Source organism: Xanthomonas chitinilytica, from assembly GCF_026107455.2.
GTDB classification, from domain to species: Bacteria; Pseudomonadota; Gammaproteobacteria; order Xanthomonadales; family Xanthomonadaceae; genus Stenotrophomonas; species Stenotrophomonas chitinilytica.
Genome location: NZ_JAPCHY010000015.1, coordinates 1 through 12,741, shown reverse-complemented (window position 1 = coordinate 12,741; position 12,741 = coordinate 1). Strand labels below are relative to the sequence as shown.

Genomic DNA, 12,741 nt, shown 5'->3' with positions numbered 1-12,741 from the left:
GGAGTGTGTTGTAGGCGCGACGTCAGTCGCGAGCTTTTCGACCAGCCCGGGTGGGTATGCTCTGCTTCCATGCGCGGTTCGGCATGGCGGCCATGCAAGGCGACGGCGCCGCCGGGCGCCGCAAACGCAAGAGGCGGCTCGCGCCGCCTCTCTTCCCGATGCCCGCCGCCGCCGCCGTGGTCAGCGCGGGGAGGCCACCGCGCGGGTGGCCGAAGCGCCCTTCTTGTCCTTGGTTTCGGGCACGACGCCGTCGGCCATCAGGTTGTCGCTGCCGAAGTCGGTATCGACGTCGAGCCAGCGCTGCGCCGGTAGGCCCATGGCACGGTCGAGGATGGTCGGCAGCAATCCGGTGGGCAGGCTGCTTTCGCCATTCCACAGGATGACGATGCCCAGGTCGTGGCCGGGTACCAGCGCTGCCAGTCCGCGATAGCCCTGCACCGCGCCGGCATGGAACACGACCGGTTGTCCGGCGTAGTCGAACACGCGCCAGCCCAGTGCGTAGCCGGCCGAATTCAGGCGATCGCGTCGCCAGCCCGAGCGCATTTCGCCCGGCGTGCTCACCAGCGGCGCATGCAGCGTGGCCAGCAGCGGCGCCGGCAGCACGTCGGGACGGTGGCCAGTCTGCGCCAGCAGCCATTGCGCCATGTCGCTGGCGCTGGCGTTGACGCCGGCGGCCGGCGCCACCCGGTAGTAGGTGGGTTTGGGATTGAGCGATACCCAGCCGTTGCGGCTGCGCACGTGCGGCCGCGCCCAGCGCGAGCTGGCCTGGATGCCGGCCAGCCCCAGGCTGGCGTCGTTCATGCCCAGCGGCTTGAGCAGGCGGCGCTCGACCGCCTGTTCGTAGAAACTGCCCGAGGCGGCGAACACCACGTCGCCGATCAGGCTGAAGGCGACGTTCTGGTAGGCGTAGCACTCGCCGGGAACGCACTTGAGCGGCGCCGAGGCGAGCTTGTGGGTGAGCGTGTAGTACTCGGCGTTGGCCTCGATGTCGCGGTCGTAGGCGTTGTACGGCAGGCCGACGCGGTGGCTGAGCACGTCGGCCACGGTGAGCCGGCGGGTGGCCTCGGGCGTGCTGAGCTGGAAGCCGGGTACGTAGTCGGTGACCTTGCTGTCCCAGCGCAGGGTGCCGTCGTTGACCAGCAGCCCGGCCATGGTGCCGGCGAAGGCCTTGGACAGCGACGCCAAGCGGAACACGGTATGGGCATCGACCGGCTGCGGGTTGTTGACGTCGGTGACGCCATAGCCGCGCGCGCTGAGCACCCGGCCGCCCTGCACGATGGCCACGGCCATGCCGGGAACGCGCTCGCCATAGGTGAGTTGCTGCGCCATCGATTCGAACGCGGCCACGTCGAACCCGGGGGCCAGCGGCCGCACCTGGTCCGGGCGCAGTGCGGTGCGGTAGGGCAGCGGCTGGGTCGGCGAGACCGTCGACATGGCTTCGATGTTGACTGGCAGGGTATCGGCCGTGGCCAGGCTCGTCGCCGGCGTCTGCGCAGTGGAAGTCAGTGCGAAGGGCACCAGCAGCCCCAGCAATCCCGATGCCACCGGACGGAAGCGACGGCGCCTGCGGTTGTCTTTCATCGCGATCGATGCCTGTAAGCTACTGCTGCACGCGATTCTAGCGCCGCTTTTTGTTATTGCACAAATGGGGAGAAGATGAATGGGCATCACATTGATACTGTTGGCATTTCTGGGTCTCCTGGTGGTCGTTGCCGGGTGGGGCGTGGGCCTCTACAACGGCCTGGTCCGGGCCCGTAACGCCTATCGCAACGCGTTTGCGCAGATCGATGTGCAGCTGCAACGCCGCTTCGACCTGATCCCCAACCTGGTGGAGACCGCCAAGGCCTACATGGGCCATGAGCGCGAGACGCTGGAGGCGGTGATCGCCGCGCGCAGCGCCGCCCAGGCGGGGCTGGCGGCGGCCAAGGCCGACCCGGGCGATGCCGCGGGCATGGCGCAGCTGGCGGCGTCGCAGGGCCAGTTGAACGGCGTGCTGGGACGGCTGATGGCGGTGGCCGAGGCGTATCCGGACCTGAAGGCCAACCAGAACATGATGCAGCTCAGCGAGGAACTGAGCAGCACCGAGAACAAGGTCGCCTTCGCCCGCCAGGCCTACAACGACGCGGTGATGTCCTACAACAACCAGCGCGAGGTGTTCCCGGCCAGCGTGGTGGCCAACAGCTTCGGCTTCGCGGCGGCGGCGCTGCTCGACATCCCGGCGGAGAAACAGGCGCAGGTGCGCGAGGCGCCGCGGGTACAGTTCTGATCGTGGCCGTCTGCAGGCCCCGGCCCCGCGGACAGGTGCGGCCGGGGCCGCTTGCGCGTGGGGAGGACGGATGAATTTCTTTGAACACCAGGCCCGGGCGCGTCGCAGTTCGACGCGGCTGGTGGTGCTGTTCGCACTGGCGGTGGCCGGCATCGTCGTCGCGGTCGATCTGGCGGTGCTGTTCTTCAGCGGTGGCTGGGGCCCGAACAGCGCTGCGGTGATGCTGCTGTTCACGGTGCTGACGCTGGCGGTGATCGGGCTGGGCTCGCTGTACCGCGTCGCCTCGCTGCGCGGCGGCGGCGAGGCGGTGGCGCTGCAGCTGGGCGGGCGCGAGGTGCCGGCGGATACGCGCGACCTGCAGCTGCGGCGGCTGCGCAACGTGGTCGAGGAGATCGCCATCGCCTCGGGCGTGCCGATGCCGAAGCTGTACGTGCTGGAAGAAGAGAGCGGGATCAATGCCTTCGCCGCCGGCTACTCGCCGGCCGACGCGGCGATCGCCGTCACCCGCGGCTGCCTGGAGCGGCTCAACCGCGACGAACTGCAGGGCGTGATCGCGCACGAGTTCAGCCACATCCTCAACGGCGACATGCGCCTGAACATCCGCCTGATGGGCGTGCTGTTCGGCATCCTGATGCTCAGCGTGATCGGTCGCAAGGTGCTGCAGCTGGGCGTGGGCCGGCGCTCGCGCGACCTGTCGGTGGTGCTGGTGATGGGCGTGGCGGCGCTGGTGATCGGCAGCATCGGCGTGTTCTTCGGACGTTTGATCAAGGCGGCGGTGAGCCGCCAGCGCGAGCTGCTGGCCGATGCCTCGGCGGTGCAGTTCACCCGGCAGACGGCGGGGCTGGTCGGTGCGCTGAAGAAGATCGGCGGCCTGTCCGATGGCTCGACGCTGCGCGACGAGGCCGGGGCCGAGGAGGTCAGCCACATGCTGTTCGGCGAGGGCCGCGCGTTCTCGCGCTGGTTCGCCACCCATCCGCCGTTGCCCGAGCGGATCCGCCTGCTCGATCCTTCATTCCGCCCGGAACAGCTGCAGCAGTTGCAGACGCGCTGGCGGGCGGCGCCGCCCGATGGCCTGGAAGAGGACCGCTTGATGGGGCTGGACGGGGGGTTGGCACCGGCCTCGCGCGCCGCGCCGCCGCCGTTGCCGCGGCATGACGCCGGGATGGCGCTGGATCCGGCGCAGGTGTCCGCACAGGTGGCCTCGCCGGGCGACGACGATTACCGGCGTGCGTCCCAGCTGTCCGGCAGCCTGCCCGAGGATCTGCGCGTACTGGCGCGCGACCGCGAGGCGGCGATGCCGCTGCTGATGGCCCTGCTGCTGGATGCCGATGCCGGCATCGCCGCCAGGCAGCGCGGCGAGATCGAGGCGCGCATGGGCGCCGGGCTGGCCGATCGCAGCGCGGAACTGGCGCGGCGGCTGGCGTCGCTGCACCCGGCATTGCGATTGCCGCTGGCGTCGCTGACGTTCGCCGCCCTGCGGGCGCAGCCGCGCCCGCAGCTGCAGCTGTTCCTGGACACCATCGATGCGCTCAGCCACGCCGACGGCCGCGTGTCGCTGTTCGAGTACTGCCTCTCGCGGCTGCTGCAGGTGCAGGTGCGCGCGGCGCTGGATCCCTCGCAGCACCTGCACTTCGGCCGGCGCAAGACCACCGGCGTACGCCGGGAGTTCGCCACGCTGCTGGCGGTGGTGGCGCAGGCCGGGCATCCGGATTCGCCGATGGAAGCGCAGCGCGCCTACCTGGCCGGCCTGCAGCGGGTGCTGCCGCAGGATCACCTGCCCTATGCGCCGCCGGCCGCCGGGGTGCTGGCGCTGGATGCGGTGTGGGCGCCGCTGGATGCGCTGGACCCGCTGGCCAAGCAGGTACTGGTCGAGTCGGTCACCGCCACCATCGGCCACAACCATCGCGTCAGCGTGGCCGAGGCCGAACTGCTGCGGACGATCTGCGGCGTGCTGCATTGCCCGCTGCCGGCGATGCTGCAGGTGGCCTGAGCGCTACGCCGGTTCGCACGCCGCCGTCACCGGTGCGTGCAACGGCGGCGGCGCGCGGCCGCGGATCAGGTCGGACGCGCGTTCGGCCAGCATGATCGTCGGCGCGTTGGTGTTGCCGCTGAGCAGCGTCGGCATCACCGAGGCATCGACCACGCGCAGGCCGTCGAGCCCGCGCAGGCGCAGCTGCGGGTCGACCACGGCACCGTCGTCGCGGCCCATGCGGCAGGTGCCGATCGGGTGGTAGATGGTCTCGGCCTTGGCGCGCACGAATGCGGCCAGCCCCGCGTCGTCGAGGTCGTCGCGCTCCGGGAAGATCGGCGCGCCGCGCCAGCGGTCGAACGCCGGCTGGGCGAGGATGTCGCGGGCGATCCTGGCGCACTCGACCATCATCTTCAGGTCGAAGCCGTCGGCGTCGCCCAGGTAGTTGGCCTGGATGTGCGCCGGCGCGGCCGGGTCGGCGCTGGCCAGGCCGATGCGGCCGCGGCTGCGCGGGTGCAGGTAGCAGGCGTGCAGGGTGTAGCCGTCGCCGGGCAGGCGGTGGCGGCCGTGGTCGTCGAGCATCGCCGGCACGAAGTGCAGCTGGATGTCGGCGCGCGCGTCGGGCGCCAGGCGCGAGCGGACGAAGCCGCCGGCCTCGGCCACGTTGCTGGTGCCGGCGCCACGGCGGCCGCGCAGGAAGTAGTCCAGGCCGATCTTCAGTTCGCTGCTGCGGTCGTAGCTGACGCCCGGCACGGTGTGGCGCAGGGTGCAGATGTCCAGGTGGTCCTGCAGGTTGCCGCCGACCTGCGGGTGGTCGAGGCGGACGTCGATCCCGTGGCGGTGCAGTTCGTCGGCCGGGCCGATGCCGGAGAGCATCAGCAATTGCGGTGAATTGATGGCGCCGGCACTGAGCAGTACCTCGGCGCCGGCAAGCGCCCGTTGCGGGCGGCCACGGTGCCGGTAGTCCACCCCGGTCACGCGGCCGCCCTCCACCCGCAACCGCTGCACCAGCGCGCCGGTGACGACGTGCAGGTTGCCGCGCCCGCGTGCGGGCACCAGATAGGCGACGGCCGACGAGCAGCGGGCGCCATCCTTCTGGGTGACCTGGTACAGCCCCACGCCCAACTGCGTGGGGCCGTTGAAGTCGGGGTTGTGCGGCAGGCCGGCCTGCTGCCCGGCCTCGACGAAGGCGGCCGACAGCGGATTGTGGTGGCGCAGGTCGGCCACGTGCAGCGGCCCGGCATCGCCATGGAACGCGTCCGCGCCGCGCGCGTTGCATTCGCTGCGGCGGAAGTAGGGCAGCACGCTGGCCCAGTCCCAGCCGTCGGCGCCGGCGGCGGCCCAGCCGTCGTAGTCGGCGGCCACGCCGCGCACGTAGCACATCGCGTTGATCGAGCTGGAGCCGCCCAGCACCTTGCCGCGCGGCCACCACAGGCGCCGTCCCTGCAGTTGCGGCTCCGGGGCGGTGGCGTAGCTCCAGTTGAGCCGGCGGTTGTTGACCAGCCGCGCCAGCCCGGCGGGCATGTGGATGAAGGGATGCCAGTCGCGCGGGCCGGCCTCGAGCAGCAGCACCCGGCAGCCGGGGTCCTCGCTGAGCCGGTTGGCGAGGACGCAACCGGCCGAACCGGCGCCGACGATGATGTAGTCGTATTCCCGCATTGCCTTCCCCTGTTCCCGCGGCTCTCCCTGCGGAAGAGCGGTTGTGGATAGGGTAAGGGCGAAGCCTCGCGCAATCGAGCGGGCGAGGCTTCGCCCATGCCTTCATCCACCCTGCCGAGCGGCGGGCGAAGATGGCGGCAGGGCGGCCCGGCGCCCATGCCCGGTCCTGGTTGGTGCTGACGTCCAGCTTTTCCCTTTTTTCCCTTCGGAGAAGGCGTGTGGCTTGTGAGCCATGGGCGCGCGCACGGCTGAACGGCCGCCGCGGGAAGCGAGGTGCCCCGATGGGGAGATGAGGGTACGGACGAAGCCCCGTGCAACCGAACATTGCAGGGCTTCGCCCGCACCTACTCCTGCCGCTCCGTAGCCGGCCCTGGCGCTGGCGCGGGGCCCCCGACGATCTGCGAGCCCGCGGTTCGCAGACCATCCGCCCCGGACGGAGAGGGGCTCTGCAACCGAAGCTTCGTGCCGACCAGGCGCCCGATGGCGGTGGCAGCCGGCATGACCGGCGCGGGTGCTGCTGCACTGGCGATGTTGCAGTGCATCGGATACCGTGCGCGCTTCATCGCGCGCGGAACACGCAACGCATGCAGTCCAGTCGGGGCAGGGTACATAGCGGGGAATGGCCGGCCGTTGCGCTGTCCTTCGCCTACTTCTTTTGCGTGCTGGCCGCCTACTACGTGATCCGGCCGTTGCGCGAGCAGTTGGCCGCAGCGGTCGGTTCGACCCAGTTGCCATGGTTCTACGGCGCCACCTTCATCGGCACGCTGTTGCTGACGCCGCTGTTCGGCGCATTGGTCACGCGCTGGCCGCGACGGGTGGTGATACCGCTGGTCTATGTGTTCTTCATCGCCTGCCTGCTCGGATTCGTGCCGCTGTTCGCGTGGCCGGAGCTGCTGACGCCGCGCACTCTGGGCATCCTGTTCTTCGTCTGGGTGAGCGTGTTCAACCTGTTCGTGGTGTCGGTGTTCTGGAGTTTCATGTCCGACATCTGGAGCACCGAGCAGGCGCGGCGGCTGTTCCCGGTGATCGCGGTGGCCGGCACGCTGGGCGCGGTGGCCGGGCCGACGCTGACGCGCTCGCTGGTCGGGATGATCGGCGTGGCGCCGCTGCTGGTGGTGTCGGCGGTGCTGCTGTGCGTGGCGCTGGGCTGCGTGGTCGCGCTCGGACGCTGGGCGCGGGTGCATGGCGCGCGGCGGCACGAGCCGGGTCATGAGGCGGCGGTGGGCGGCGGCATGTTCGACGGCCTGAAGCAGGTGTTCGCCGACCCGTTCATCCGCAGCATGTCGATCCTGCTGTTGCTGGCCGACGGCATCGGCACGGTGAACTACGCGCTGGTGGCCGACTATTCCGGCGCCACCTTCGCCGATGCGGTGGCACGCACGCGCTTTGCCGCCAATGTCGATCTGGCCGGTAACGTGCTGACCGCGATCACCCAGCTCACGCTCACACGCTGGCTGCTGCCGCGCAAGGGGCCGGGCATCGTCATCATGATCTGGGCGCTGGCCAGCATCGCGGTGCTGATGCTGGTGCTGTTCGCGCGCGACGCGCACGCGCCGCTGCTGTTCGGCATGCCGGCGGTGGCGATCGCGCTGATCGTCAGCCGCGGCCTGGCCTACGGCATGGCAGAACCGGCGCGGCACAGCCTCTACACCCGGGTGCCGCGCAACGTGCGCTACAAGGGCCAGAACGCGGTGGATACGGCGGTGTGGCGCTTCGGCGACCTGTCCATCGCCCTGGGCATGAACGGGCTGCGGCTGCTCGGCCTCGGCACCGCCGGTTTCGCCGGCATCAGCGCGACCGCGGCGGTGATCGCCGCCGGCATCGGCTGGCGGTTGTCGCGCCGCACCGAGGGGGCCGTGGCGCCGCCAGCCGGGACGACAGCTTCCTCCTGAATGCCGGCGGTGGTTGGCGGTCATGCGCAGGCGGGCCGGCCTGTCCCGGACACCTTGCATGCGCGGCCGGTTCAAGCCTTGCCGCCGCGGACCGGCGACAGCCACATGTCGATGCGCGCCTGGAACACTTCGCTGCCGGCACGATCACGGATGCTGACCACGACCGGCAATGCATAGGCTTCGGTAGCGGTGACGATGGGTTGCGCGGGCAGCGCGACGGCATGCAGGGTGCCGCGCGCCTTGGCCAGGTACTGCACCTGCATGCCACGGGGTATCCAGCGCATGCCGGGCGGCAGCGAGGCATCCACCATCAGCCCTGCGGTCAGCTCGGCGAGATTGCACAGCGCGATGGCATGCACCGTGCCGATGTGGTTGCGCACCTTGCGGCGGTCGGCCAGGGTGCCTTCGCAGCGGCCGGATTCGAGCGCGGTGATGCGCGGGGAAATACTGGCGAAGTAGGGTGCCTTGAAGCACACCGCACGCGAGAACAGCCATTGCCCGCCCGGCCAGCGGCGCAGGCGGCGATACAGCGACAGCAGCGGAGCGTCCATCGGTTGCCTCCCGGAAAGAGGAACGGCGGACCGAAGTCCGCCGTTCCGGGTTGCCGTCATGCGCGGGCGATCACGCCGCCTGCGACTGCTTGCCGCCTTCGCGGTCGTAGTACGACGCCGCGCGCAGCTCGTGGCTGTCGAAGTCGTCCACGGTGATGGTGTCCAGCGTCAGCGTGCGCAGCTCTTCCAGCAGCGTGCGCTCGTCCTGGCTAATGACGCCCTCGGCCACCGCCTCGTCCAGCTGCGCGGGGAAGTCCAGCGCCTCGATGCCCTTGGTCTTGAGCGCCTTGAGGAACTTGCGCTCCACCGGCTCGGCCATGATCGCCTTGGACAGGTAGCTGTTGATGCGGCCGCCCGGGTTGTTCTCGCACGGGGTCAGGAACACGCCGTGGGCCAGACGGTCGCGGGCCTCGTTCGGCGCCATCAGCAGCGCGGCGACGCGGTGGCCCAGGCGGTCGCCGGGAGCTTCGGCGCGACGGCCCAGCGGGAAGATCAGCGCCCACATCAGCCAGCCGATCGGGCGCACCGGGAAGTTGCGCAGCGCGGCCGACAGCGATTCCTCGATCTTGTGCACGCTGTCGTGGAAGGCCCAGGCCAGCAGCGGCTGGTCGGCCGCCGGCGCGCCTTCGTCGTGGTAGCGCTTGAGCATCGCGCTGGTCATGTAGACGTGGCTGAGCACGTCGCCCAGGCGGCCGGACAGCGATTCCTTGAACTTGAGCTTGCCGCCCAGCGTCATCATCGAGATGTCGGCCATCAGCGCCAGGTTGGCCGAATAGCGGTCCAGCTTGCGGAAGTAGCGGCGGGTATAGGCGTCGCCCGGGGCCGAACCGAAGCGCGCGCCGGTCAGGCCGAACCAGAACGAACGCACCGCGTTGGAGATGCCGAAGCGGATATGGCCGAACAGGCTCTTGTCGAACTCGCGCAGGCCGGCGGCGCGGTCCTCGTCCTGGGCGGCCTTCATTTCCTTGAGCACCCACGGATGGCACAGGATCGCGCCCTGGCCGAAGATCAGCAGGCTGCGGGTCATGATGTTGGCGCCTTCCACGGTGATGGCGATCGGCGCGGCCTGCCAGCTGCGGCCGGCGAAGTTGCGCGGGCCGAGGATGATGCCCTTGCCGCCGATGATGTCCATCATGTCGCCGATGCACTCGCGGCTCATGTTGGTGCAGTGGTACTTGGCGATCGCCGAGGGCACCGACGGCACGTCGCCGCGGTCGACCGCCGCGGCGGTGGCCTGCGACAGCGCGCTGATCTTGTAGGCCTTGCCGCCGATGCGCGCCAGCGCTTCCTCCACGCCCTCGAAGCGGCCGACCGACAGGCCGAACTGCTTGCGGATGCGCGCGTAGGCGCCGGTGATGACCGCGCCGGCCTTGGCGCCGCCGCTGGCGGTGGACGGCAGGGTGATCGAGCGGCCCACGGCCAGGCACTCGTTGAGCATGTTCCAGCCCAGGCCGCGCTTCTCGGCGCCGCCGATCAGCTGGGTCAGCGGGATGAAGACGTCCTTGCCGCGGATCGGGCCGTTCTGGAAGGTGGAGTTCAGCGGGAAGTGGCGGCGGCCGATCTCGACGCCCTCGGTGTCGCGCGGCAGCAGCGCCAGGGTGATGCCGATGTCGCGGGTATCGCCCAGCAGGCCGTCCGGGTCGTACATGCGGAAGGCCAGGCCGATCAGCGTGGCCACCGGCGCCAGGGTGATGTAGCGCTTGTCGAAGGTCAGCTTGACGCCGAGCACTTCCTCGCCCTTCCAGGTGCCCTTGCAGACGATGCCGTAGTCGGGGATGGAGGTGGCGTCGGAGCCGGCGAACGGGCCGGTCAGGCCGAAGCAGGGTACTTCCTGGCCGACGGCCAGGCGCGGCAGGTAGTAGTCCTTCTGTTCCTGGGTGCCGTAGTGGTTGAGCAGTTCGCCCGGGCCCAGCGAGTTCGGCACGCCGACGGTGGAGCTGACCACGCTCGACACCGAGGCCAGCTTCTGGATCACCTTGTGGTGGGCCAGCGCGCTGAAGCCCAGGCCGCCGTATTCCTTGGGAATGATCATGCCGAAGAACTTGTTCTTCTTGATGAAGTCCCACAGTTCCGGCGGCAGGTCGGCGTGGACGTGGGTGATCTCCCAGTCGTTGACCATCCTGCACAGTTCCTCGACCGGGCCGTCGAGGAAAGCCTGCTCCTCGGCGGTGAGCTGCGGCTTGGGATAGTTCAGCAGCTTCTGCCAGTCCGGATCGCCGGTGAACAGCTCGCCCTCGAAGCCGACCGAACCGGTCTCCAGCGCGATGCGCTCGGTCTGCGACAGCGGCGGCAGCACCTTGCGGAACACCTTCATCATCGGCGCGGTCAGCAGCGGCTTGCGGATGAACGGCAGCAGCAGCGGGAGGCTGATCGCGGCGACGATGATCGCGGCCACCAGCGTGGCGGTCTGGTTGACCGGCGCGAACCAGCAGGCGGCCAGCAGGGCGGCGCTGATGAGCGTCCATGCGACGAGCCGCATGCGATGGTAGGCGACGAATGCGCCTGCCAGCACGATGGCGATGAAGGGAACGACGATGCTCATTGGCTTGCTCCGGTGACGTGCGCGGTGGTGGCGGACGATGCGACGGCCGAAACCGCGGGCAGGGCGTCCAGGTAATTCAACACAGTGGCGGTAAACGCATTGTTGTCGTCGCCGGCCAGCATATGCGTTGCTTCCGGCAGGTGCACATGCTGCGCGTGCGGCGCCAGCGACAGGAATTCGGAAACGGTCTGCGGCGTGACCAGGTCGCTGCGGCCGCCGCTGACCAGCAGCAGCGGGCATTCGACCCGGCGCGCGGCCTCGGCGATGGCCCCCTGGTGCTGCTCGCTGTCGCGGGCCAGTTCCTCGACCAGGCGCGGGTCCCAGTGCCAGGTCCAGCGCCCGTCGGCAGTGGGACGCAGCAGCGTGCGCAGCGATTCCTCGCTCTTGCGCGGACGGTGCGGCAGGTAGGCGGCGATGGTGTCCGCCGCCGCTTCCAGCGAGGCGAAGCCGGCCGGGTGCGCGGTCATGAAGGCGAGGATGCGCTCGACCCCGCGCGTCTCCCAGCGCGGGGTGATGTCCACCAGCACCATCGCCGAGAACAGGCCCGGCCAGCGCGATTCGGCCAGCAGCCCGAACAGGCCGCCCATGGATGCGGCCACCAGCACCGGCGGCTTCGCCATCTCGCCGGCGATCACGATCATGTCGTCGGTGAACTGCAGGCCGTCGTAGTCCAGGCCGGGCGCGTTCCAGTCCGATTCGCCGTGGCCGCGGGCGTCGTAGCTCAGGGTGCCGTGGCCGGCGGCCGCCAGTGCGGCGGCGGTTGCCGTCCACGCCCTGCGGGTCTGGCCGAAGCCATGGGCCAACAGTACCGAGGCACGATCGCCGGGGGTGTGCGTGGCGGCCAAGGCAGCCCCATGGGCGCCACCCAGTCGCAGTTCTTGCGGAGGCATGGCGAGAGTATTGGAGGTAACCATACTTAATGGTATGGATGGTGCTCGGGCACTGTCAATACTGGCGGGTATGGTTTGCCTGCGGGATATCGCCTCCGCACAACCTGAATCCGCACCCGAGGGGCGCGGCATACTGCAACCAACCCCAGCGTATGGTTAAATCGGCCAATGAACGAATCTTCAGCTTCATCAGAGGAACAGCGCAGCGCCCGCAACAGCCGGCTCAGCGCCGAGGACTGGGCGCAGGCGGCATTGGACCTGATTGCCGAACAGGGGGTGGGCGCGGTGGCGGTGGAACCGCTGGCACGCCGGCTGGGGGTGACCAAGGGCAGCTTCTACTGGCACTTTCCTTCGCGCGACGCGCTGCTGCAGGCGGCCCTGGAGCGCTGGGAGCTGTTCGAGCAGGAAAAGGTGTTCGGCAGCCTGGAGGAAGTGCCCGACCCGCGCACCCGCCTGCGCGCGCTGTTCCAGCTGGTGGCGCACGAAGTCACCCCGCACATCATCTACAGCGAGCTGCTCAAGGCGCTGGACCACCCGATGGTGCGCCCGGTGATCGACCGCGTCTCGCACCGGCGTCTGGACTACCTGGTGGCCTCGTTCCGCCAGGCCGGGCTGAGCCGTACCGACGCGCAGCACCGCGCGCGCCTGGCCTACGCCGCCTATGTCGGCTTCCTGCAGCTTTCGCTGCAACTGCAACAGCCCAAGCAGGCCCGCGAGGAGTTCGAGGCCTATGTCGAGCACGTCATCGAGACGTTGATTCCGGGGTGATCGCTTCCCTCACTTGGGGGGGCGATACTCGACTTGAGAAAGCGATCATCCAACTGGCGAAGGCTCCGCTTGGCTTTCCCATGCGACCGACGTCCCCCCGGTTTTGAGTAGCGCGGCGATCTGGAGTCCAATTCCCCAGAGTAAGGAGATTGGACGTGAAGAAGCGCTTTTCCGAAGAGCAGATCATCGGCTTCCTGCGTGAGG

The 12,741-nt window shown here is 69.6% G+C and carries 9 protein-coding genes; 4 read left to right on the top strand and 5 right to left on the bottom strand.

From position 1 onward, the window contains the following. Positions 1–180: 180 nt before the first annotated feature. A complete protein-coding gene (locus OK345_RS15385) occupies positions 181–1,581 on the bottom strand; it encodes a serine hydrolase domain-containing protein (RefSeq protein ID WP_265128892.1) in 1,401 nt (466 codons plus the stop codon). A 79-nt stretch (positions 1,582–1,660) separates the two neighbouring features. On the opposite strand from OK345_RS15385, the gene OK345_RS15380 reads away from it, so the two are divergent. Together OK345_RS15380 and OK345_RS15375 are read left to right on the top strand one after the other, a co-directional pair. After that, on the top strand, positions 1,661–2,266 hold the full coding sequence (locus tag OK345_RS15380; RefSeq protein WP_265128891.1) for a LemA family protein: 606 nt from the start codon (positions 1,661–1,663) through the stop codon (positions 2,264–2,266). Positions 2,267–2,336: 70 nt separating this feature from the next. Beyond that, positions 2,337–4,256, top strand: a complete 1,920-nt coding sequence (locus OK345_RS15375) for a M48 family metallopeptidase (protein WP_265128890.1) — start codon at positions 2,337–2,339, stop codon at positions 4,254–4,256. A gap of 3 nt (positions 4,257–4,259) precedes the next feature. On the opposite strand, the gene OK345_RS15370 is transcribed toward OK345_RS15375, so the two are convergent. After that, positions 4,260–5,894, bottom strand: a complete 1,635-nt coding sequence (locus tag OK345_RS15370; RefSeq protein WP_265128889.1) for a GMC family oxidoreductase — start codon at positions 5,892–5,894, stop codon at positions 4,260–4,262. Positions 5,895–6,478: 584 nt separating this feature from the next. Between OK345_RS15370 and OK345_RS15365 the strand changes: the two genes are divergently transcribed. Beyond that, positions 6,479–7,786: an NTP/NDP exchange transporter gene (locus OK345_RS15365; RefSeq protein ID WP_265128888.1), complete on the top strand. Its 1,308-nt coding sequence runs from the start codon at positions 6,479–6,481 to the stop codon at positions 7,784–7,786. A 71-nt stretch (positions 7,787–7,857) separates the two neighbouring features. Here the strand turns inward: OK345_RS15365 and OK345_RS15360 are convergent, their stop codons facing one another. The 3 genes from OK345_RS15360 to OK345_RS15350 all read right to left on the bottom strand — a co-directional run bounded on the left by OK345_RS15360 (position 7,858) and on the right by OK345_RS15350 (position 11,793). Continuing rightward, positions 7,858–8,337, bottom strand: a complete 480-nt coding sequence (locus OK345_RS15360; RefSeq protein WP_265128887.1) for a hotdog fold domain-containing protein — start codon at positions 8,335–8,337, stop codon at positions 7,858–7,860. Between the two features lie 70 nt (positions 8,338–8,407). After that, on the bottom strand, positions 8,408–10,879 hold the full coding sequence (locus OK345_RS15355; RefSeq protein WP_265128886.1) for an acyl-CoA dehydrogenase: 2,472 nt from the start codon (positions 10,877–10,879) through the stop codon (positions 8,408–8,410). Next, positions 10,876–11,793: an alpha/beta fold hydrolase gene (locus tag OK345_RS15350; RefSeq protein WP_265128885.1), complete on the bottom strand. Its 918-nt coding sequence runs from the start codon at positions 11,791–11,793 to the stop codon at positions 10,876–10,878. Before OK345_RS15350 ends, OK345_RS15355 begins: the two co-directional genes overlap by 4 nt. Positions 11,794–11,937: 144 nt before the next feature. Between OK345_RS15350 and OK345_RS15345 the strand changes: the two genes are divergently transcribed. Then, a complete protein-coding gene (locus OK345_RS15345; RefSeq protein WP_265128884.1) occupies positions 11,938–12,537 on the top strand; it encodes a TetR/AcrR family transcriptional regulator in 600 nt (199 codons plus the stop codon). The last annotated feature ends 204 nt before the right edge of the window (positions 12,538–12,741 follow it).